Origin of the sequence: Microbacterium sp. cx-59, from assembly GCF_020805625.1 — a bacterium.
Taxonomy (GTDB): domain Bacteria; phylum Actinomycetota; class Actinomycetes; order Actinomycetales; family Microbacteriaceae; genus Microbacterium.
Genome location: NZ_JAJHGO010000007.1, coordinates 202076 through 222088, shown reverse-complemented (window position 1 = coordinate 222088; position 20013 = coordinate 202076). Strand labels below are relative to the sequence as shown.

23 protein-coding genes are annotated in these 20013 nt (G+C 71.1%); 11 read left to right on the top strand and 12 right to left on the bottom strand.

What is annotated here, in order from left to right:
* Positions 1–134: 134 nt before the first annotated feature.
* A complete protein-coding gene (locus LMI96_RS08555; protein ID WP_228361170.1) occupies positions 135–809 on the bottom strand; it encodes a response regulator transcription factor in 675 nt (224 codons plus the stop codon).
* A complete protein-coding gene (locus LMI96_RS16330) occupies positions 806–2032 on the bottom strand; it encodes a sensor histidine kinase (RefSeq protein ID WP_228361169.1) in 1227 nt (408 codons plus the stop codon). Before LMI96_RS16330 ends, LMI96_RS08555 begins: the two co-directional genes overlap by 4 nt.
* Before the next feature lie 168 nt (positions 2033–2200).
* Between LMI96_RS16330 and LMI96_RS08545 the strand changes: the two genes are divergently transcribed.
* From LMI96_RS08545 to LMI96_RS08530, 4 genes are all read left to right on the top strand, one after another.
* A complete protein-coding gene (locus tag LMI96_RS08545; protein WP_223722329.1) occupies positions 2201–2896 on the top strand; it encodes an ABC transporter ATP-binding protein in 696 nt (231 codons plus the stop codon).
* Positions 2893–4203, top strand: a complete 1311-nt coding sequence (locus tag LMI96_RS08540) for an ABC transporter permease (RefSeq protein ID WP_228361168.1) — start codon at positions 2893–2895, stop codon at positions 4201–4203. Before LMI96_RS08545 ends, LMI96_RS08540 begins: the two co-directional genes overlap by 4 nt.
* A gap of 101 nt (positions 4204–4304) precedes the next feature.
* Positions 4305–5003 (top strand): DUF1345 domain-containing protein, encoded by a 699-nt coding sequence (locus LMI96_RS08535; RefSeq protein ID WP_228361167.1) that lies wholly within the window; start codon positions 4305–4307, stop codon positions 5001–5003.
* Positions 5004–5088: 85 nt separating this feature from the next.
* Entirely contained in the window at positions 5089–5778 is a 690-nt protein-coding gene (locus LMI96_RS08530; RefSeq protein WP_228361166.1) for a hypothetical protein, read from the top strand.
* Here LMI96_RS08530 and LMI96_RS08525 read toward each other — a convergent pair.
* On the bottom strand, positions 5765–7060 hold the full coding sequence (locus LMI96_RS08525) for a glycosyltransferase (protein WP_228361165.1): 1296 nt from the start codon (positions 7058–7060) through the stop codon (positions 5765–5767). The two genes, LMI96_RS08530 and LMI96_RS08525, sit on opposite strands and share 14 nt — an antisense overlap.
* Complete coding sequence (locus LMI96_RS08520; protein ID WP_223722334.1) at positions 7057–9216, bottom strand: glycosyltransferase; 2160 nt, start codon at positions 9214–9216, stop codon at positions 7057–7059. Before LMI96_RS08520 ends, LMI96_RS08525 begins: the two co-directional genes overlap by 4 nt.
* Positions 9217–9317: 101 nt before the next feature.
* Here LMI96_RS08520 and LMI96_RS08515 point away from each other — a divergent pair, with 101 nt between their 5' ends.
* Entirely contained in the window at positions 9318–10508 is a 1191-nt protein-coding gene (locus LMI96_RS08515; RefSeq protein ID WP_228361164.1) for a polysaccharide pyruvyl transferase family protein, read from the top strand.
* Between the two features lie 218 nt (positions 10509–10726).
* Here the strand turns inward: LMI96_RS08515 and LMI96_RS08510 are convergent, their stop codons facing one another.
* Genes LMI96_RS08510 through LMI96_RS08485 form a run of 6 tightly spaced genes read right to left on the bottom strand, consistent with a single transcriptional unit; the run spans position 10727 to position 13200 of the window.
* Positions 10727–10897, bottom strand: coding sequence for a CsbD family protein (locus LMI96_RS08510; protein WP_228361163.1), 171 nt, complete (start codon positions 10895–10897; stop codon positions 10727–10729).
* Positions 10898–10942: 45 nt separating this feature from the next.
* A complete protein-coding gene (locus LMI96_RS08505; RefSeq protein ID WP_228361162.1) occupies positions 10943–11557 on the bottom strand; it encodes a hypothetical protein in 615 nt (204 codons plus the stop codon).
* Positions 11554–12156, bottom strand: a complete 603-nt coding sequence (locus LMI96_RS08500; protein ID WP_228361161.1) for a DUF6286 domain-containing protein — start codon at positions 12154–12156, stop codon at positions 11554–11556. Before LMI96_RS08500 ends, LMI96_RS08505 begins: the two co-directional genes overlap by 4 nt.
* Complete coding sequence (locus LMI96_RS08495; RefSeq protein WP_223722339.1) at positions 12153–12551, bottom strand: NTP pyrophosphohydrolase; 399 nt, start codon at positions 12549–12551, stop codon at positions 12153–12155. Before LMI96_RS08495 ends, LMI96_RS08500 begins: the two co-directional genes overlap by 4 nt.
* Complete coding sequence (locus LMI96_RS08490; protein WP_223722340.1) at positions 12548–12736, bottom strand: DUF2273 domain-containing protein; 189 nt, start codon at positions 12734–12736, stop codon at positions 12548–12550. Before LMI96_RS08490 ends, LMI96_RS08495 begins: the two co-directional genes overlap by 4 nt.
* Positions 12733–13200 (bottom strand): Asp23/Gls24 family envelope stress response protein, encoded by a 468-nt coding sequence (locus LMI96_RS08485; RefSeq protein ID WP_223722341.1) that lies wholly within the window; start codon positions 13198–13200, stop codon positions 12733–12735. Before LMI96_RS08485 ends, LMI96_RS08490 begins: the two co-directional genes overlap by 4 nt.
* Before the next feature lie 148 nt (positions 13201–13348).
* Here LMI96_RS08485 and LMI96_RS08480 point away from each other — a divergent pair, with 148 nt between their 5' ends.
* The 3 genes from LMI96_RS08480 to LMI96_RS08470 are packed head-to-tail and all read left to right on the top strand — an operon-like array spanning position 13349 to position 14843.
* Positions 13349–13918 (top strand): RNA polymerase sigma factor, encoded by a 570-nt coding sequence (locus LMI96_RS08480; RefSeq protein ID WP_228361160.1) that lies wholly within the window; start codon positions 13349–13351, stop codon positions 13916–13918.
* Positions 13915–14511, top strand: a complete 597-nt coding sequence (locus LMI96_RS08475) for an Asp23/Gls24 family envelope stress response protein (protein WP_228361159.1) — start codon at positions 13915–13917, stop codon at positions 14509–14511. Before LMI96_RS08480 ends, LMI96_RS08475 begins: the two co-directional genes overlap by 4 nt.
* Positions 14508–14843 carry a hypothetical protein gene (locus LMI96_RS08470; RefSeq protein WP_223722344.1) on the top strand — a complete coding sequence of 112 codons (336 nt, stop codon included), beginning with the start codon at positions 14508–14510 and terminating at the stop codon, positions 14841–14843. The genes LMI96_RS08475 and LMI96_RS08470 overlap by 4 nt, the downstream gene beginning before the upstream one ends.
* Positions 14844–14873: 30 nt before the next feature.
* Here LMI96_RS08470 and LMI96_RS08465 read toward each other — a convergent pair whose 3' ends face one another.
* Positions 14874–15449 (bottom strand): TetR/AcrR family transcriptional regulator, encoded by a 576-nt coding sequence (locus LMI96_RS08465; protein WP_228361158.1) that lies wholly within the window; start codon positions 15447–15449, stop codon positions 14874–14876.
* A 134-nt stretch (positions 15450–15583) separates the two neighbouring features.
* Here LMI96_RS08465 and LMI96_RS08460 point away from each other — a divergent pair, with 134 nt between their 5' ends.
* The 3 genes from LMI96_RS08460 to LMI96_RS08450 are packed head-to-tail and all read left to right on the top strand — an operon-like array spanning position 15584 to position 19361.
* Complete coding sequence (locus LMI96_RS08460) at positions 15584–17248, top strand: CocE/NonD family hydrolase (protein ID WP_228361157.1); 1665 nt, start codon at positions 15584–15586, stop codon at positions 17246–17248.
* Positions 17245–17700 (top strand): DUF3237 domain-containing protein, encoded by a 456-nt coding sequence (locus tag LMI96_RS08455; RefSeq protein WP_228361156.1) that lies wholly within the window; start codon positions 17245–17247, stop codon positions 17698–17700. Before LMI96_RS08460 ends, LMI96_RS08455 begins: the two co-directional genes overlap by 4 nt.
* Positions 17697–19361, top strand: a complete 1665-nt coding sequence (locus LMI96_RS08450; RefSeq protein ID WP_228361155.1) for an amidohydrolase — start codon at positions 17697–17699, stop codon at positions 19359–19361. The genes LMI96_RS08455 and LMI96_RS08450 overlap by 4 nt, the downstream gene beginning before the upstream one ends.
* Positions 19362–19377: 16 nt before the next feature.
* Here LMI96_RS08450 and LMI96_RS08445 read toward each other — a convergent pair whose 3' ends face one another.
* Positions 19378–19950 (bottom strand): TetR/AcrR family transcriptional regulator, encoded by a 573-nt coding sequence (locus LMI96_RS08445; protein WP_228361154.1) that lies wholly within the window; start codon positions 19948–19950, stop codon positions 19378–19380.
* Positions 19951–20013: the final 63 nt, after the last annotated feature.

Sequence of the window (20013 nt, the reverse complement as noted above, 5' to 3'; positions counted from 1 at the left end):
CGACGGCCGCTCCGCCGCACCGCATCCGGGGCTCTCCTTTCGTCCGCGCGCTACTTTCCTGCTCGCGCGCCACAGATCGGAAGCGCGTCAGCAGGAAAATGGCGCGCGCCGAAGAGAGGAGGAGGGACCCGCGGTCAGGGCTCGCCGGGGGCGAGGAGTCCGCTCTCGTAGGCGGCGATGACGAGCTGGGCGCGATCGTGCGCGTACAGCTTCGCCATGATGCGGCTCACGTGCGTCTTGGCCGTGTGGGGCGAGATCACGAGTTCCGCGGCGATGTCCTGGTTCGAGCGTCCGCGGGCGACGAGCAGGAGCACCTCGCGCTCGCGCGCGGTGAGGCTCTCGATCTCGGGCGGAAGCGCCCGGCCGGCGCGCTCGGCCGCGGCGGGCAGGACGTAACGCGTGATCAGGCTCCGCGTCGCGGTCGGCGACAGCAGGGCATCGCCGGCGTGCACGGCACGCACGGCGCGAACGATCTCTTCGGGTTCGGCGCCCTTCCCGATGAATCCGCTCGCGCCGGCGCGAAGGGCGGCGACGAGGTACTCGTCCTCCTCGAACGTGGTGAGGATGAGGACGCGGGTCTCGGCGAGGTCCGGGTTGGCGCAGATGGCGGATGTGGCCCCGATGCCGTCGAGTCCCGGCATCCGGATGTCCATGAGGACGACGTCGGGGCGCAGGCGCTGCGCGATCGTCACGGCCGCGTTGCCGTCGACCGCCTCGCCGAGCACCTCGAGATCGGGCTCGGACGAGAGGATGTCGGTCACCGCCTGCCGGATGAGCGACTGGTCGTCGACGACGAGCACGGTGGTCACGGTGTCTCCTCGGGGGTCTCCGGCTCGGGGGCGATCGGCAGCGTCGCGTGCACGCGCCAGCCGCCGGGCCCGGGGCCGATCTGCACGTCGCCGCGCACGGATGCGACGCGTTCACGGATGCCGAGGAGCCCGTGCCCGCGCGATCCCGGCCGGTCGCGATCGTCGGGCAGGGTGGCGCGGCTCGGGCCGGTCGGGTTCGTCACGACGATCGACACGGCATCCGCGCGCACGTCGACCAGCACGTGCGCGCGCCCCTCGACCCCGTGCTTGTGGGCGTTCGTCAGGCTCTCCTGGATCACCCGGTACGCGACCCGTCCGACGGCTCCGCCCACGCGCGTGATGTCGCCCTCGATCCGGGTGTGCACGACCAGGCCGACGCGGGCGAACTCGTTCGCGAGGTCGGCGAGCTGGTCGAGGTCGGGCTGCGGCACGCGCACGCCGTCCTGCCGTTCGTCGCCGCGGAGTACCTCGAGCAGGTTGCCGATCTCGCTGAGCACGGTGCGGGACGCGTGCCGGATGGTGCCGAGCGCCTCGCGAGCCCGCTCCGGCCGGCTCTCGAGGGTCGCCGAGGCGACGCCGGCGTTCAGGCTGATGACCGAGATCTGGTGGGCGACCGCATCGTGCAGGTCGCGGGCGATGCGCAGGCGCTCCTCCGCGACGCGGCGGCTGGCTTCCGCATCCCGGGTCTGTTCCGCGCGCTCCGCGCGGTCGGTCATGGCCCGGATGTAGGCGCGCCGCGATCGGGTCGCGTCTCCCGCCGCGGCGGCGAAGGCCATCGTGATCGCGAACTGGATGAGCCGCGCGTCGAACACGCTCCCGATCGCCGCCGGCAGGCTGAGCAGCAGCATCGCGAGGATCGCGCACACCAGCACGACACCGGTGCGCTGGCGGGACGGCGACCGGTTGGCCACGCCGAACATCGCGATGGCACCCGCGATCGCGATCCCGGGTGACAGGGTGCCGGCGAAAGACGATGCGCCGAACAACGCGATCACGACCCCGAGCGCGGGCACGGGGCGGCGGCGCCGGAACGGGAGCACGAGGGCCGGGGCGATGGCGAGAGCGATCGTCAACGGCGTCGTCGCGCGGAACCCCGCCTCCGGGAACGGAGCGAAGGCCGCGCCGATCACGATCACCGCGGCGAACACGTCGCCGACCCAGGCCGGGGGATGGGGGAACGGCGAGTGGCCGGGGCTCCGCCACTGGTCCGCCGCATCCGTCATGTGCACAGTCTGCCGGGGGTGGGCCGGCGGCGCCTCACCCGGGCGTGGCATCTGCGCGTACCGCGGGAGGAGTACGCGAGGTGTCCGCCGGGGGGTGACGCGCGAATGCCTCGGCCGGCGGAGTCTGGAGATGTCCCGGAGAACCGGGGGCACCGGAGGAGGAAACCCATGACGCCGATCATCTCGGTCAAGGACGTACGCAGGTCGTACGGACGCGGCCAGAACCGCTTCGAGGCGCTCAAGGGGGTGAGTTTCGACATCTTCGAGGGCGAGAGCGTGGCGATCGTCGGAAAGAGCGGATCGGGGAAGTCCACGCTCATGCACGTGCTCGCCCTGCTCGATGCGCCCACATCCGGCTCGGTCGAGCTCGAGGGCGTCGACACCCGCACCCTGAAGGGGCGCCGCCTGAACCGCACCCGCAACAAGACATTCGGATTCGTCTTCCAGCAGTTCTTCCTCACCGCGAACTCCTCAGTGCTCGAGAATGTCGTGCTGCCCATGAAGATCGCCGGCATCCGCCGCGGAGAACGCCGACGCCGGGCGATGGACGCTCTCGAACAGTTGGAACTCGCCGACAAGGCGAAGAACAAAGCCCTGAACCTCTCGGGCGGACAGAAGCAGCGCACGGTCATCGCCCGCGCCCTCGTCAACAACCCGCGCATCATCTTCGCCGACGAACCCACCGGCAACCTCGACTCGAACACGGGCGCCGTGGTCGAGGACATCCTCTTCTCGCTGAACCGCGAGAGCGGCATCACCCTCATCGTCGTGACCCACGACGAAGAGCTCGCGGCTCGCTGCGACCGCCGCATCCTGATCCGAGACGGCCTCCTGGTCGACGAGACGACGGCGGTGGCCGCATGAGAACCATCGACCTGATCGGTACCGCCGTCGCCAACACCTTCCGTTCGAAGACGCGGACGATCCTCACGATCCTCGCCATCTTCGTGGGCGCGTTCACCCTGACCCTCACGAACGGGCTCGGAACGGGCATCAACAACTACATCGACGACACCGTCTCGGGGGTCGGAGCCTCCGACACGATGACGGTGGCCAAGACCGCGGATGCGGCATCCGGAATCGGGTCCGCGAGCGCGGGGCCGACCGAGTACGACCCCGAGTCCATCTCGAGCGGGCAGAACGGCCCCCCGGGAGCCACGGTCGTCGCGCTCCAGCCCGCCGACCTCGACGCCCTCGCCCAGATCGACGGCGTGCTCGACGTACAGGCGGTGAAGTCGGTCTCGGCCGACTACATCCAGGCCGGCGACGGCACCAAGTACGTGATCGGTGTCGGCGGTCTCGTCGGCGGGCAGACCGTGACGCTGCTCGCCGGCAGCGAGCCGTCCGGCGACACGAGCGATCTGCAGCTCGCGCTGCCGACGTCGTACGTCGAACCCCTCGGGTTCGCGAGCGATGCGGATGCGGTCGGCCAGACGGTGTCGATCGCCGTGACCGACGCCCAGCGCACGCAGCACGTCATCGAGGCCACGATCACGGGGGTGGCGGAGGAGAGCATCGCTTCGCCGACCGGAGCGTCGCTGACCGCGAACACCGCCCTGACGGACGAGCTCTACGAGACCCAGAACATCGGGGTGCCGGCTGACCAGGTCGAACGGTACGCGCAGGCCACCGTCTGGTTCGCCCCCGATGCCACCGAGGCGCAGATCAGCGACCTGAAGACGGCGCTCTCGGATGCGGGGTACACGGGCACGACCGTCGCCGATCAGCTCGGCACGATCAAGACCGTGATCGACGGGATCGTTCTCGTGCTGAACGCCTTCGCCGTCATCGCCCTGCTCGCCGCGAGCTTCGGCATCGTGAACACGCTGCTGATGTCGGTGCAGGAACGCACCCGCGAGATCGGCCTCATGAAGGCGATGGGGATGGGCAGCGGCAAGGTGTTCGGGCTGTTCAGCCTGGAGGCCGCCTTCATCGGCTTCCTCGGGAGCGCGATCGGGGCAGTCGGCGCCATCATCGTCGGAAGCGGGGTGAGCGCAGCCCTCTCGGGATCCCTCCTCGCGGACCTGCCCGGCCTCGAACTCATCGCGTTCGACCCGGTGTCGATCCTCGCGGTGATCCTCGTCGTGATGGTGATCGCGTTCCTCGCCGGCACCCTCCCCGCGGCACGTGCCGCCCAGGCGGACCCGGTGGAGTCGCTGCGCTACGAGTGAGGCATTGATCTGCGCGGGGCCGTCCGTTCGGGCGGCCCCGCGCAGAATTGACGCTGGTCGGGTTCGGGGTGAAGATGGCCCGGGAAGAGGGGAAGTCGGAGATGGACAGACGCACCCGTCCGAACGAGCGAGCGGTGCCGGATGCAGCCCCCGACTTCACCGGCTTCTGGCATCGCGCCAGCGCGCGGGTCGGGCTGATGTTCACGATCTTCGCCGCGGTGACGATCGCGACGGGTCTGCTGGGCTCGTGGGCCTTCGCCCCCGCGATCGGCTGGATCGCCGGTGCCGGCACCCTGACGACCTGGATCTGGGTGACCGTCGTGCGCCTCGGCCCCGACGACACGGCCTCGCACGCGACCCGCGAGGACCCGAGCCAGCCGATGGCGCAGGGGCTGTTGATCGCGGCGAGCCTGGCGAGCGTCGGCGCGATCGCGCTCCTGCTGATCGAATCGGGACGCGTGCAGGGCGGCGGTGCGCGCCTCGCGCTCGCGGGGGCGGCGCTGGCGACCGTGGCCGCATCCTGGATCCTCGTGCACGTGCTGTTCACGCTGCGCTACGCCGGCATCTACTACCGCTCGGGTGGCACGGGGATCGACTTCAACCAGGCGGGTCGCCCGGAGTACCACGACTTCGCCTATCTCGCCTTCACCCTCGGTATGACGTACCAGGTGTCCGACACCGACATCACGAGCACGCCGATGCGTCGCGAGGTGTTGCGCCACGCGTTGCTGTCGTTCCTCTTCGGGGTGATCGTGCTGGCTGCGGCCATCAACCTCGTCGTCGCGCTCGCCGCTCGTTGAGCCCGTCGGAGCGGGGCCCGGCGCGAGGTAATCTCGTCGATGGGCCGCACGGAACGCGTGACCCACGCAGCCGAACAGGAGACGAATGAGCAGGGTGAGCCCGCCGTATTCCATCGACGTGGTCATCCCCTGGCGGCCCGCCCCGTCGCGGCTCGAACCGTTCCAGCGCGTGTGGGACTGGTACGCCGCGAACCTGCCCGACGCGCGCCTGCGCACGATCGACACGGCAGACGACGTGTTCGTGCTCGCCGCCTGCCGCAACGAGGCCGTTCGCACGGCCGCGGACGACGCTGTCGTGGTGCTCTCGGATGCCGACACCCTGCCCGAGATCGAGCCGCTCCGCCGCGCGATCGAGTCGGCGCGGACGAGCGGACTCGTGCACCTGCCCTACACGGAGTACCGCTGGCTGGGCGGCGTGGGCACCGCTCAGTACGCGAGCGGCACTCCGCTCGAGGCGTGCGAGTACGAGCAGCTCGTGCGGGGCGCCTGCTCGGGGGTCTACGTGACGACGCCGTCGGCCTGGTGGGCGCACGGCGGGCAGGACGAGGGGTTCCGCGGATGGGGCTTCGAAGACGCCGCCTGGTACCTGGCGCACGAGACGCTCCTGGGCGAGCCGCCGCGGCGCCACGAAGGCCGCGTATACGCCATGCATCACGCCCCGGAGACGCGGGCGGGCGCCGGTTACGACGCGAACGCCGCGCGGATGGAGCGCTACCGCGCCGTGCAGGGCGACCCGGTCGCGATGCGGGAACTGCTGGCGGTCAGCGCGCGCTGAGCGCCGCGTAGGCGCGCGCCGGACCCGGCTCGTGACGCTCGGCCGCCCGGATCTCCGCGAGGATCTCGCGCGTCGCCGCCGGAGCGTCTAGCTGGGTGGCGAGGGCGGTGACGAGGTCGTCTACGGTTGCGGTGTTCGGGGCCAGGGCGACGCCGACCCCAGTGCGCTCGAGCGCGGCGGCGCCGGCGAACTGGTCGGTCGAGAACGGCAGCACCACGAGCGGTACCCCCTGCGCGGTGGCCTCGGTCACGGAGTTGTTGCCGCCGTGGGTGACGGCGACGGCTGCCGACTGCAGCAGTCGCACCTGGGGGAGGAAGTCGCGCACGAGCCACGTGTCCGGGATATCTCCAAGAGCGGCGGGGTCGGTGGCGCCGGTCGCGATCGCCGCGCGGACGCCGAGTCGACGGAGCGCGTCGGCGACGCGGGCGAGCACGTCGCCTCGCACGGAGAGGAAGCTGCCGAAGCTCACGTAGACGAAGGGTGCGTCGTCGTCGAGCCATGCCGCGACGTCGGTCGGAACGGCCTCGCCGCGCAGGGTCGACCCGAGGAACACGCGGGGCGGCAGCATCCGTCCGTCTCCGGCGGCGAGCGACTCGGGGTAGTTGTAGAGCACCGTCTCCCCGTGCACCGCGAACGCGTCGGCAACGGGCGTCGCCGTCGGGTCGAGCTGCGCCGCCGCGCTGTTCCACTGCGCGGTGAATCCCGTCGACACCCGCTCGCACAGTTCCCGGAGGGCGGCCATGCGTTCGGGCTCGGGGGTGAACGCGGCGGGCCAGAACGGCGGGCAGCCGTAGCGCTCGTCGCCGACGGGCAGCGCGGTCGGGTGCCCCAGCACGACGTCGCCGTACGGGATCCCGGCGGTGTGCAGCGCCATCCGCGCGCTGAAGGCCAGATGGTCGACGAGGATCGCGTCGGGGGCGACCTCCTCGATGATGCGCAGGGTCTGGCGGGCGCGGTCGACGGGCTCCCACATGAGGTCGGTGAGGCGCTCGGTGGCCTGGTACGTCAGCGTCTCGACCATGCCCTCACGGGTGGCGGCGAAGAAGCCGGCGAGGGATGCGGCCTCCTCGGCCTGCTGCTGTTCTGTGCGCATGACGCCGGCGTTTGACCCGCGGCCGAGCGACAGGTCGATGCGGCGGAACCCCGCCTCCGCGACGATCGGCGCCGTCGCCGGCCCCGTCGCGACGACGACCTCGTGCCCCGCATCGCGCCAGGCTCCCGCGAGGGTGACGAGCGGAAGCAGGTGCGAGGCGTAGTCCGGGCTGATGACGAGCAGCGTCACGAGGGCAGCACCGCCAGCTGCTGCAGGTGCGCATCGCGCGCCGCGACGCCGGCGTAGACGGGGGCGAGCGTTGCCGCCATGCCCTGGATCGTGAAACGGTCCGAGACCATCGCGTGCGCGCGCTCGGCGACCTCGGGGCCGCCGGTCGCGGCGCGTTCGAGTGCCGCATCGATCGCGCCGACCATACGGGCGCGGTCCCAGGTCGCGACGAGGAAGCCGGTGTCGCCGTGCTCGACGTAGGTGGCCGGGCCGCCGGCATCCGGGGCGACGACCACGAGACCGGTCGCCATGGCCTCGAGGAGGGCGATGCCGAACTCCTCCTTGAGGCTCGAGCACACGTACACGCCACCGGGCGCCGCGAGCCCCGGTACCCCGAACCGCGCCGCGGCGAGCCAGGTCGCGGCGGTCGCGTTCGCCTGGTGCCCGGGCAGCAGAAGCCCGCGCGCGAGGCGGTCGGTGGGAGGAACTTCGGCGTCGATGAGGCCGATCTGCTCCTGCTCGTCGGCGGACGGATGCTGCAGGTCGCCGCCGATGATCAGCAGGTTCGCGCGATCGGCGAGCGGGGAACCCGCCCACGCGGAGACGAGCGAGGCCATGCCCTTGACCCGGTGGAGGCGTCCGACCGAGACGAGGAGCGGCAGGCCGCGACGCTGCTCGGGGAGCGACGCGAGCAGGCTCACGAGGCCGTCGAGTTCCGCCGGAGCGTCGGCGCCGCGGTGCAGGTGCGCCGCCATCGCGTCGACGGCCGTGTCGACGACGCCGATGTCGACACCCTCCGCGACGACGGTGTGGCGCTCGGCGTGCGTCTCGATGTCGACGCCGACGAGGCGCTTCATGTCGTCGACGAGGGTCGGGCGGGGGAAGAGGACGGTGTGCTCCGAGCTCGCGGCGAGGGACTGCACGAGGCGCGCGCGGAACCAGTAGTGCTCGCGCAGGTCGGCGTCGCCGAAGTTCTGCCGGCTGAGCTGCCCCGCGTTCTCGAGCGAGGTGATGACGGAGTGCGGGTCGGGGGCCAGCGTGAACACGGTCGGGATGCCGAGTTCGCGGGCGACGTCGGCCGCGGCGAGGCTGCCGACATCCGCCATCCGGAGGTGCAGCACGTCGATGCGTCCGGCGGCGCGCAGGGCCCGGCGGATGCCCCGTCGCGCGGTGACGCGCAGCGGCCACGCCGCCGACGACGGCACGGGCTCGGCGGCGAGCGGAACGCGGCCGAACACGTGGCCGGCGGCCCGGGTGCTCACATCGAGCAGGTCGGCGGCCGCATCCTCGACGCTTCCCCGCGCGAGGGTGACGGTGCGGGTGACCGCGTGCGAGGACTCGGTGACGAGCGCGTCGCCCAAGCGCACGAGGAGGGTGGCGATGCCGCCGTTGTCGCCGGCGCCCGCGGCGCTCAACTGCGGGTCGAGGTCGGCGTGCAGGAACAGCTGTGCGATCGTGAGCGGCGCGCCCGACGCGTCCCGGTCGGGGACGCGCGTCGCGTCGAGGTCGATGAGCGAGAGCCGGGCGAGGGCGCCGATCCGGTCGCCCTCCGCCACGATGCTCTCGAGCGCCGTCTCGACGCCGTCCGCGGGGCCGCGCTGGCCGAGCGCGGCGATCGCCGCCTCTCGCACGATCGCGGGCTCGGCGGTGTCGGTGGCGACGGCGAGGAGGGGGCGGGTGGCGATCGACTGGCGCACCAGACCGAGCGTCTCGACGAGGCGGGAGCGCGGTCCGGGTTCGGATGCTGACAGGAGCGCGGCTTCGAGCGCGACGGCGAGCAGCTCACCCGCCGAGACCGACCAGGTCTCGAGCGTGCGCTGCGCCAGCATCCCGGAGAATCCGCCCGCGATAACCATCGCGATGAGCCGGCCCATCGCGTCGGTGCGTGGCAGGGTCTGCACGAGCGCCCACGCGGCGTGCTCGCGCACGAACGCGCGACGGTCCGACAGCAGGGAGACGAGCACGCGGGAGGCCTGCTCGTCGGGCATCTCCGCGAGGGCGTGCACGGCGGCGATCGTGACGACGTCGTCGCCGCTCGACAGAGCCGCGATCAGATGGCGCAGCGAGCGCAGGCCCGGCTCGCGCCCGGCCTCGAATGCCAGCTCGTCCGCACGCCGCAATGCGTCGACGATGGTCGGCGCCTGCGCGACCGCATCCGATGATGTTTGGATCCCCACGGTGACTCCCTCTTCCGGCGATGATCGTACGCCAGCGAACTATCCGTACGGCTAGCGTTGATGCGGCGTATCGCTCCCCACTACCCTCTGGAGGCTTCCCCGTGACCGTGCTTGCCATCGGAGATATCGGCGTGCTGAACGGCATGTTCCACGTCGGCGACGAAGCCATGTTCGACGCGGCCGAGCGCGAGCTTCGTCGGCGCGGTCTCGCGGTCGTCGGAGTGTCGTCCGCGACGGCCGAATCGACCGCGCGGTACGGCATCCCGACGGTCGCACGCCTCGGCTTCGTGGGCCTCGACCGGCCCGCCGCGCGGGAGCGCGCGCGGCTGCTCGTGGATGCGGCATCCGGCACCCGCGCGCTGCCCGCGGGCGACGACGCGCACGCGGTGCTCGCGGCGCTCGACGATGCCACCGGCGTGCTGCACACCGGCGGCGGCAACCTCGCGACGCGCTGGCCCGTGCATATCTACGAGCGCACGACGCTCACCGCGATGGCCGCCGCGCGCGGCATCCCGGTCGTCTTCAGTGGGCAGACGTTCGGCCCCGATCTCGACGAGGAGGACGAGGGCCTGCTGCGGGAGGCGCTCGCGACGGCCGCGCTGGTCGGTGTGCGCGAACCGACCACGGAGGCGCTCGTGCGCTCCTGGGGCACGGACGTGCGCGCCGAGGTCGACGACGCGTCGTTCCTCGACGACCTCCTCGGCACGGATGCGGCGGCCCCCGCCGACGCGCCCGGCGTGCTCGTGAGCCTGTCGGGCTGGTACGCGGGTCGCGACCGTGACGAGGTCGAGCGCGGCATCGCCCAAATCGTCGACGACGCGGCGGCGATCGTCGGCGGACCGGTCGTCTTCCACGCGCACTTCGGGCCCGACGACCCCGCGGCGCCGCCCGCCGGAGACGGGCTCGTGCACGAGCGGGTGCGCGCCGCGATGGCAACGCCGAGTGTCGTGGTGCCCACGGGCGACACGGCCTCGTCGGTGGCGCTCGCCCGTTCGGCGCGCCTGCTGATCTCGTCGCGGTACCACCCGGTGGTGTTCGCGGCGCCGGCCGGTGTGCCGGTGCTTGCCCTCGCTGCCGACGCGTACACGAGCGTCAAGCTCGGCGGGGCGCTCGGGCACTGGGGGCAGGGCGCCCCGGCGGATCTCGGCGACCCCGCGTCGGCCCGTGTTCGCCTGCGCGAGATCGTGGCGGAACCGGATGCGGTCCGCGCCGAGGCGGCGGCGCGGCATTCGGCGCACCGGGCCCGCACGAACCTGTGGTGGGACGACGTCGCCGACGTCCTCGGCGGCTGAGTTCGTGGGCTGAGCTCACGGGCCCCGCCGGACGCAGAATCGCCCGACGACCGCACGCTCGATCGTGCGCCCGTCGGGCGATTCCTTGTGACCGAGGCCTCCTCGGGACGCACCTTCCCCCGTGCGCAATCGGATGATCCTCGACGCGGAGCGCGCCCGATGACCGCAGGGCCCCCACCGTGCGCTCTTCGGGCGGTCCGCCGTGTGGCGGTCCGGACTTACTTGAAGGCGTCCTTGACGTCTTCGCCGGCCTTCTTGACGTCGGCCTTGGCCTGGTCGGTCTGGCCTTCCGCCTCGAGCTTCTCGTTGCCGGTGACCTTGCCGATGGTCTCCTTCGCCTTGCCGACGGCTTCTTCGGCGGCGTTCTTGATCTTGTCGTCCAGGCCCATGATGGGCTCCTCTCTCATTGGGGATGGATCACGCCGGTGGCGTGATCACGTCAGGTGGCGGCTGTCTGCCGCGAGTTTGGCGCGGATACCGGAGTGCAGCGACACGTAGGTGCGCGTCGTCTGCCCGATCAGCGCGTGCAGGTTGGCGGTGAGGATGCTGACCTCGTCGACGAGCTCGCGGGGCGACGCGGTCTGGCGAGGGGTGATCGAGATGCGCAGCACCGGGTCATCTCCGAACACGTCGGCCGTCACGCGGGCCGAAAGCACGTCGGCACGGTTGTCGAGTGCGGCGGTGACCGCATCCGACGCGAATGCTTCGCGCACGACGATCCGGCCGAGGCCGGTGTCGTCTGCGGGGATCCGCAGCACGGTGCGGCCGCGGCCGCGGATGAGGCGCGCGATCGCCCAGATCAGCAGGGCGATCAGCACGGCGGCGACCGCGATGGCACCGATCGCGACCCAGGATGCGGGTCCGTCGCCGATGCGCGATGCGTCCGCGAGCGACACGAGGCCGTCGCGTCCGGCGCCGAGCGTGTTCGTCCAGATCGTTGCGGCCGCGGGCCACACGAGGGCGGTGATCGTTGCGGCTCCGGCCGCGAAGAAGACGAGACCGATGACCAGAGTCAGGATGCGGTTCAGCGCACGGTTCGTGTGATTCATCGTTCGTCTCCTTGGATGCGGCCGCGCCGCACGACGAGCTTCGGTGCCGGGTGTAGTGAGTAGGCGGCGAGTTCGCGCTCACCGATCTCGCGGACGGCGTCTAGCGGGAGCGGCACCCCGGCGTCGGGGCGCACGGTCACGTCGACACTGCGGTGGCCGACGCCGACGGTCAGCCGGTCGCGGTCGATGCCCGCTTCGCTGCTGATGCGGTGTGCGAGTCCCGAGGCGAGCACGCCGTTGTCGACGAGGACGCCCGCCTCTCCCTCGGCTGTCATGGCGTGCTTCGCCAGACGTCCGGGAGCCAGCGCGAGGAAGACGAGTACCGCGCCGATGATCGCGACGACGGCGGCGACCGCGATCACGATGGTGTTCGCCCCCTGCTCCGGCAGGGTCGCGGCCTGCTGGAGGAGAGCACCCGGTCCGATCAGGAGCGGGGCGGCGCCGACGAGGAAGAGCACGGCCTCGACGGCGAGGTATCCGGCCACGATCACGACGATCAGGGCCGAGACGACCATGGCCGTCGTGCGCGGAGAGTGCGACTCGCGCCGCAGAACCCGACGCAGCGTCCGGTCCGTCGTCAGAGTGTCGTTCGCGCTCATCGGACTCTCTTCTCCTTCTGGACGGTGGCGCCGGTGACGACCACGTCGACACGCGACACGGTGCGTCCGGCGATTTCTGCGACGCGCTCATGGATGGAGCGCTGGATGACCCGGACGCGTTCGAGCAGGTCGGAACCTGCGGCGATAGCGGCCGAGTCGGTGAGACTCGGCACGGGCAGGGGCGCTTCGATGCGAAGCGCCAGCCCGCCGCCGGTCGTGCCCACGGTGACTTTGACCTCTCGCCGAGCGACGCCGATCGCCACCGCCGCCGTGTGCGCGCACACCGCGTGGATCGCCCGATCGGCGACGACCGTGCGCCCGGGCAGAACGGTGGAGTCCGGGGTGACGCCGGGGTCGGTGTGACCCCGGACTCCGACGGTCGCAGGCGCACTCATGATGTGCGGCGTCCCGAGAAGACACTCGCCAGGGCACGGAGGTCCAGCTGGCCCGAGACGACGCGTCCGATGAGGGCGCCCACGGCGATGAACACGGCGGTGAGGAAGAAGCCCCAGAAGCCGAAGAGCAGTGCCGCAGCAGCGAGGATGGCGCCGAAAGCGGCGCCTACGACCGTGGCGTTCATGCGACGCGCGCGTCCGACTCGTCGTCGGAGTCGTCGCCGGGCAGGTGCACGTCGTTGACGCTCACGTTGACCTCGACGACCTCGAGACCGACGAGGCGGGAGATGGCGTTCGCCACGGCGGAGCGCACGTTGTTCGCGACCTCCTGGATGGGGGTCGGGTACTCGACGACGATCGTGAGGTCCGCGGCGGCCTGCGTCTCGCCGACCTCGACCTTGACGCCCTGACCGAGGTCGGTGGCGTTGATCGCGTCGCGGATGGCGCCGAGCGCACGGGTTCCGCCGCCGCCGAGCGCGTACACGCCGGCGACCTCGCGAGCAGCGATGCCGGCGACCTTCGCGACGACGCCGTCGGCGATCGTGGTGCGGCCGGCTGCGGTCACCTCGGAGGTGCCGAACGACGCGGCCGGGTTGCGGTCGACGCGAGCGCCGGTCGTGGGGGTGGTGGTCTTGTCGTCAGTGGCCATGATCTTGTTCTCCCTTTATCTCGTGAAATGAGATCCGGCAAGCGTTCGGGTCCGAATCAGCACCGGGCGTTACTTTCGCCCTACAGATACGAGGCGGGGACGCGTCGGATCGTCACAAAAAAGTTCCGACGAATTTTCAGGGGTATCCATGGAGGATCCCGATCGGCCCGAGATGCCGCTCGCGGAGGTGCCCGACCAGATCCTGGTCGAGCGCGCGATCGACGGCGACACGGTCGCGTTCCGCGAGATCGTGCGGCGCCACAGCGGCCTGATGCGCGCCTACGTGACGCGCATGCTGTCGTCGGCGACGGACGCGGACGACGTCGTGCAGGACGCGTTCGTCGTGGCCTGGCGTCAACTGCCGTCGCTGCGGGACGGTGCGGCCGTGCGCGCCTGGCTCATGCGGATCGCGAGCCGCGAGGCGTACGCCGTGATCCGCCGCCGCGGGCGCGAGGAGCCGATCGAGGACCGGGACTTCTCCACACCCGTCGACACCCGTCCCGAGCACGTCGCCATCCGGAACGCTAGACTCGCCGCACTCTCCGACGCTCTGGACACACTTCCGGAGGCTCAGCGCCGCGCATGGCTGCTGCGTGAGTCGGTCGGTCTCGGGTATGCCGAGATCGCCGCGGAGATGGACCTTCCCGTGAGCACCGTGCGGGGAAACCTTGCTCGGGCACGCGCCAGCATCATGATCCGGATGGAGGAGTGGCGATGAACGCATCCTCCGACCGCGCCAACATCCTCGACTGCGGCAAGAGCATCGAAGAGCTGAGCCTCTACCTCGAGTCCGGACGCACGCCGCCCGACCCCGCGATCGACGAGTGCCCGGAGTGCTTGAACGCGCTGGATTCGCTCGAACGGGTGAGCGGGCTGTCCCGCGAATTGCTGGAGTCGGATGCGGCGCAACTGCCGGAGCCATCGAGTACCTGGGTCGCCGGGATCATGGACATCGTGTCTGCGGAGCTGCGCGCGGGACGCGAGTTGCCGATCCGTCATCCGGATCCGAAGGTGCGGATCACGGTGACCGAAGGTGCCGTCCGCGGACTGCTTCGTTCGGTGGCCGATGACGTCGCCGGGGTATACGTCGGGCGCACGGAGATCGTCGGCGATGCGGAGACGCTGGGGGCCCCGGTCGCGATCGCGCTGACCGCATCCGTCGCCTGGGGCGTCGACGTCGGGATGGTGCTGGATCGTCTGCGGCGCGAGACGTTCGATGCGCTGCAGCGCCACACGGATCTGAACGTGACGGGCGTCGACGTGACCGTCGAGGACGTGCACGGGTGGGAACTGCGGAAGGACGACCGATGACGCTCATGGACCCCCTCGACCCGGATGCCGGAGCGCTGGTCGGCATCGCGCCCGTCGTTCCCGTGCACGAGGCCCCGGAGAACGCCCTGGCCCTCACGGTCGACGGCGTCACCGAGGTCTTCCGCCCGCGGATCCTGTCGACGATCTCGGCGATGGCGACCGAGGCGAAGGTGCTGGTCGGCGCCGCACCCGCCGAGGAGCGGATCGACGTGCGGATCGGCGTGCACGCGGCCACGCGCGGGGCGGCCGCCGCGCGCGAGGTGGCCGACGTGCTGCTCGACGGGTTCCCGGCGGCGACCCGCATCGAGGTTCAGATCGCCCGCATCCGCTGAGAGGGCTCTGCAGCTCGCGAGGCGGTGCGCCTACCCAGCCAGCGTGCCGATTAGCCGTTCGGCGGCGTCGCGCGCCGCGTCGGTTCCGGCCGTCGACGTCTCGATGTCGCTGAGGAAGACGTTGTGCAGGGCGATCGCGACGACGCCGTAGGCGGTGCTCGTGCACGCTGACCTACTCGCTGCGGGGTACTCCGCGGCCAGCAGATCGGCGATGAGGGTCTCCGTTCCCGCGTACGCGGCGGTCAGCAGCTCCGCGATCGCGGGGTTCGTGCGTGCCGCCTCGACGAACCCGAACACGACGGCGTTGTCGCTGCCCGGCTCGGTGAACTCGGGGCCGAACAAGTAGGCCATCGCGGCACCGATCGTGTCGGTCCCCGACGGCAGGATCGAGGTGCCGTCGGTGCCCTCGAAGTAGAACCGCCGTGCGCTCTCGCGCAGCAGGTCGTCACGATTCCCGACGAAGTGGCGCACGTGGCCGCGCGACATGCCCGCCTGTTCGGCGATGCGATCGAGGCTCGCGCCGGTGATCCCGTGCGCGCCGATCGTGGCGATCGTGGCGTCGATGATCTGACGTGTGCGTTCGTCGGCGACCGAGGGGCGAGGCATGTGAGTTCCTTCCTGCATCGCACGATACGACATCCATTCCAGTTTATTGTCTAGTCGGACTTGACTATTTACCTCCGGCACTTTTATCGTGATCGCACCCGGTCACCTCGGCCGGCCCCCGACGAAGGAGTGCCGTGCCTGAGATCGTCCACGTCGGACCCGCCCCGGTCAGCCCGCTCGCTCGTGAAGAACGGGTGCGGATGCGCGACGGGGTGCGGCTGGGAACCGACGTCTACCTCCCGGCCGGCGACGACAGCCCGGGTGATGCGATCCTCATCCGCCTGCCTTACGACAAGAGCGGCCCGTACACGTTCATCCCGCTGATCGCGGAGTACCTGATGGCCCGCGGGTATCGCGTGGTCGCCCAGGACGTGCGCGGCAAGTTCCGGTCCGAGGGCGACGCGCTCCTGTTCGTCAACGAGTCGGATGACGGCTACGACACCATCGAGTGGATCGTGAACCAGCCCTGGTCGAACGGCCGGGTCGCGATGTGGGGCGACTCGTACTACGGCTACACGCAGTGGGCGGCCGTCGCGTCGCAGCATCCGGCGCTGAAGGCGATCGCTCCCCGGGTCACCGGCACGCAGTTGGGCGAGCCCGTGCGCCGTGTCGCCGGTCGCCGCACGAGCGGCGTCGAGTGGGGCATCACCTACCTGTATCCGCTCACCTACTTCCACTCCCGTGACGCGTACTTCTGGGAGTTGGACCCCGACCGTCGCCCGTTCAGCGCCCAGGCGGAGGACGTCCTTCGCGAGATCGGAAGCAGGTCGCTCTCGTACGACCAGTGGTATCCGCGGCCGGTGCACCTCCCGCGATTTCCGTCCGCCTCCGTCTTCGACGCCCGGCCCGTGCCCGCCCTCCACACGATCGGCTGGTGGGACAACTGCGCGCCGCTGTCGTGGGCGGACGTGGCCGCGATCGAAGAGCGGCCGGAGTGGGCGCTGAACCACTTCCTGCGCGTCGAGTCGATGGATCACGAGTCGTACTACGTCGATGATCCGCTCGAGGAGCGCGTCGAAGAACGAACCGAGGAGCAGATCCGGGCGCAGCTGCCGCGCATGCTCGATCCGGCTCTGGAGTTCTTCGAGGTGTTCGTGCGTGCGAACGGCCGCGCCACCGACATCCCACGTGTGGCGTGGAACCTTGCCGGTACGACCGGCATGCGGCAGAGCGATGCCTGGCCGCCGCCCGGAGCGCAGACCCGCACGGTGTTCGCCCGCACCGACGGCACTCTGTCGCTCGATGCCGCCGCGTCGGGCGCCGCCCTCACCTGGACCCACGATCCGGGTGCGCTCGTGCCGTCCAGCGCCCCGAACGCCTTCGCGTACCTGCTCGAACTCCCCGACGAGGCCCCGATCGGATCCCGCGACGACGTGTTGGCGTTCACGAGCGACCCGTTCGTTCGTCCGGTCGACCTCACCGGCCCGGTCATCGCCGACGCGGAGATCTCATCGACCGGCCCCGTCATGGACTTCTTCGTGCGGCTGCTCGACGTCGCGCCCGACGGCACGGCGCGGCGGATCGCCCGCGGGCAGGTGCAGCTCGCGGATGCGGATTCCGGCGCCACGGTCCACGTGGATCTCGGTCAGGTCGGCTACCGGCTGGCCGCCGGGCACCGGCTTCGCATCCATCTGCACAGCAGCGACTTTCCCGAGTTCCTGCCGCAACCGGGAACCGGCGAAGAGCCGTGGGGCGCGGTGGCGACCGCCGTCAACCATCAGCGCGTCACGATCGGCGGCGACGCCGGTCTGCGCCTCACCCTCACCGTGTCCGATCCCCTCGAAGGAGAATCCGTATGAACGAACCCGCCCTTGAGTACGCCTTCGAGATCCGGGTCGACATCGGCCCGTTCGAGCGGATCGGTCGAAGCGCCGACGAGGAGCTCACGTTCACCCCGATCACGGGAGGCACCGTCGCCGGACCCCTGTTGACCGGCGTCGTGCTCCCCGGAGGCGGCGACTGGGCCGTGGAGCGCAGCGGCACCGCCCAGTTGGAGGCGCGTTATCTATTGCGCGCCGACGACGGCACGGTCATCGACATACTCAACCGCGGGTACTACCGCGCGTCCGAGGAGGTCACCGAACGCGTCGCCGCCGGGGAGAACGTGGCGGAGGAGGAGTACTACTTCCGTACCGCGCCGGTTTTCCAGACCGACGTTCCGGCGCATCGTTGGCTGGCCGAGCACCAGTTCGTGGGTCTCGCCCGCGACGAGGATGGCCAGGTCTGCGTGCGCGTCTACGTGGTGAGGTGACCGTGCCCGCGTTCGACGTGGTCTTCGTGGGAGGGTCGGCGTTCACCGCCGGGTGGGAGGACTCCCGCCCGTGGGGCGTGGGCGTGCGGGACGGCCGGATCGCGGCCGTGGGCTCCGAGGATCGGCTGCGGGCGGATGCGGACGGCGCGACGCGCGTCGTCGACCTGGCCGGGGGACTGCTCGTTCCTGCGTTCCACGACGCGCACGCGCATCCCGTCACCGGGGGTGTGGAGCTTCTGCAGTGCGACCTGAGTGGGGCGGCGACGGCCGAGGAGTGCCTGTCACTCATCGCGGCGTATGCGGCGGCGCATCCGGATGAGGAGTGGATCGTCGGTGGGGGATGGACGATGTCGCACTTCCCCGGCGGGCTCCCCGCCGCGGCGGCGATCGACCGCATCCTCCCCGATCGCCCCGTCGCCCTGCAGAACCGCGATCACCACGGGATGTGGGTCAACGGCGAGGCGCTCCGCCGGGCCGGGGTGACGCCGGCCACGCCGGATCCGGCGGACGGGCGCATCGAGCGCCACGTCGACGGGTCTCCGAGCGGCGTGCTGCACGAGGGGGCGATGCGACTGATCGAAGCGGTCATCCCGGAAACGCGCCCGGAACTGGTCCTCGCCGGACTGCGGCGCGCGCAGGCGGAGTTCTTCGCTCAGGGAATCGTCGGGTGGGCGGACGCGTGGGTGGGGCGGATGCCGGGAGTCGGCGACATCCTCGACACCTACGTCGCGGCCCTCGAACAGGGGGTGCTGCGTGCGCGGGTGACGGCGGCGCTGTGGTGGGAGCGTTCGCGGGGGATTGAGCAGCTCGCCGACCTCGCCGCACAGCGGGAGCGGATCGCTGCGCTCGGCAGGTCGGAGGTGCTGCGTGCCGACGCGATCAAGATCATGGTGGACGGGGTCGCCGAGAACTTCACGGCCGCGATGTCGCGGCCATACCTCGACGGATGCGGTCACCCCACGACGAACGCGGGTATGACGTTCCTCGCGCCCGCCGCGCTCGCCGAGGCCGCGATCGCCGCGGATGCGGCCGGGTTCCACCTGCATTTCCACGCACTGGGGGACCGGGCGGTGACCCTGGCGCTGGATGCGCTCGAGGCGGCCCGCGCGCGGAACGGGCATGGCCCCCGTCGTCATCAGCTGGCACACCTCCAGGTCGTGCAGCCCGACGACGTGCCGAGGTTCGCCGCGCTCGGCGTTGCCGCCAACCTGCAGATGCTCTGGGGAGCGGTCGATGAGCAGCTCGCCGAGCTGACCTTCCCGTTTCTCGAGCCCGAACTGGTCGCCCGTCACTACCCGTTCCGCGACCTTCGCGATGCCGGTGCCGCGCTCGCCGCAGGCAGCGACTGGCCGGTCTCGACGGCGGACCCGCTCGAGGCGATCCGCGTCGGGGCGACGCGCGCCTCCGCCGGTGCCGTGGCCGACCCGCGCCTCGATCCCCGCCAGGCCATCGACCTCGCGTCCGCCTTCGCGGCGTACACCGCGGGGTCGGCCGCGATCAACGGGCACGGCGCCCAGTCGGGACGCCTCCGGGTGGGCATGCGGGCGGATCTTGCGGTTCTGGACGGCGACCCGTTCGTTCTCGGTGCCGAGAGCCTCGACGGCATCTGCGTCGCACAGACCTGGGCCGACGGTGCGATCGTCCACGGCGAGGTGGACTGAGATGCGGGCGAGTGGGTCAGGCGCGGGGGAAGGCGTCGACGGCGGCCAGGATGACGCGGCGCAGCCGCGGCTCGGTCCAGCGGTCGGGGTCCTCGGCGCTCGCGATGTAGGCGCCGCGGTACAGCAGATAGATCTGCTGAGCCACCAACGCCGGGTCTTCGCACTCGGCTTCTTGCGCCGTCGTCTCGAGGAGCTCGAGGAACTGGGTCGACTCGCGGCGGAGGGCCGCCGCCATCTCGGGTTCGAAGCCCGCGTGCGCGACGATCTCGAGGATCAGCGTGCGCAGCACCGAATCGTCGCCGGTGGAGCTCAACGACCGGTCCACGAGCTGTCGCAGGCGCTCTGTGGGCTCCGTGTGGGGCAGCTCCGCGGTGCGTTCGGCATCCCAGCGGTCGCGGCCCTGGTCGAGCGCGTTCAGTACCAGGGCGGCGCGCGACGGCAGGTAGTTGGTCACGAGCGTCGTCGACCCGCCGAGCTCGCGGGCGACCGAACGGATCGTCACGGCGTGCGCCCCCGAGCGGCGGGCGACAGCGATGGTCGCTGCCGCGATATCGGCCAGGCGTTGTGCAGTATCGACCTCTCTGGGCATGGCGGCCAGCCTACATACGACCGAAACACAAATGCAACATTGATGTACAACACTGTTGTACTA

Excerpts from the sequence above, each read along its gene's own strand:
- LMI96_RS16330 (WP_228361169.1), bottom strand. The coding sequence starts at position 2,032 with ATGACGGATGCGGCGGACCAGTGGCGGAGCCCCGGCCACTCGCCGTTC.
- LMI96_RS08545 (WP_223722329.1), top strand. The coding sequence starts at position 2,201 with ATGACGCCGATCATCTCGGTCAAGGACGTACGCAGGTCGTACGGACGC.
- LMI96_RS08540 (WP_228361168.1), top strand. The coding sequence starts at position 2,893 with ATGAGAACCATCGACCTGATCGGTACCGCCGTCGCCAACACCTTCCGT.
- LMI96_RS08535 (WP_228361167.1), top strand. The coding sequence starts at position 4,305 with ATGGACAGACGCACCCGTCCGAACGAGCGAGCGGTGCCGGATGCAGCC.
- LMI96_RS08530 (WP_228361166.1), top strand. The coding sequence starts at position 5,089 with ATGAGCAGGGTGAGCCCGCCGTATTCCATCGACGTGGTCATCCCCTGG.
- LMI96_RS08510 (WP_228361163.1), bottom strand. The coding sequence starts at position 10,897 with ATGGGCCTGGACGACAAGATCAAGAACGCCGCCGAAGAAGCCGTCGGC.
- LMI96_RS08505 (WP_228361162.1), bottom strand. The coding sequence starts at position 11,557 with ATGAATCACACGAACCGTGCGCTGAACCGCATCCTGACTCTGGTCATC.
- LMI96_RS08500 (WP_228361161.1), bottom strand. The coding sequence starts at position 12,156 with ATGAGCGCGAACGACACTCTGACGACGGACCGGACGCTGCGTCGGGTT.
- LMI96_RS08495 (WP_223722339.1), bottom strand. The coding sequence starts at position 12,551 with ATGAGTGCGCCTGCGACCGTCGGAGTCCGGGGTCACACCGACCCCGGC.
- LMI96_RS08490 (WP_223722340.1), bottom strand. The coding sequence starts at position 12,736 with ATGAACGCCACGGTCGTAGGCGCCGCTTTCGGCGCCATCCTCGCTGCT.
- LMI96_RS08485 (WP_223722341.1), bottom strand. The coding sequence starts at position 13,200 with ATGGCCACTGACGACAAGACCACCACCCCCACGACCGGCGCTCGCGTC.
- LMI96_RS08480 (WP_228361160.1), top strand. The coding sequence starts at position 13,349 with ATGGAGGATCCCGATCGGCCCGAGATGCCGCTCGCGGAGGTGCCCGAC.
- LMI96_RS08475 (WP_228361159.1), top strand. The coding sequence starts at position 13,915 with ATGAACGCATCCTCCGACCGCGCCAACATCCTCGACTGCGGCAAGAGC.
- LMI96_RS08470 (WP_223722344.1), top strand. The coding sequence starts at position 14,508 with ATGACGCTCATGGACCCCCTCGACCCGGATGCCGGAGCGCTGGTCGGC.
- LMI96_RS08465 (WP_228361158.1), bottom strand. The coding sequence starts at position 15,449 with ATGCCTCGCCCCTCGGTCGCCGACGAACGCACACGTCAGATCATCGAC.
- LMI96_RS08455 (WP_228361156.1), top strand. The coding sequence starts at position 17,245 with ATGAACGAACCCGCCCTTGAGTACGCCTTCGAGATCCGGGTCGACATC.
- LMI96_RS08445 (WP_228361154.1), bottom strand. The coding sequence starts at position 19,950 with ATGCCCAGAGAGGTCGATACTGCACAACGCCTGGCCGATATCGCGGCA.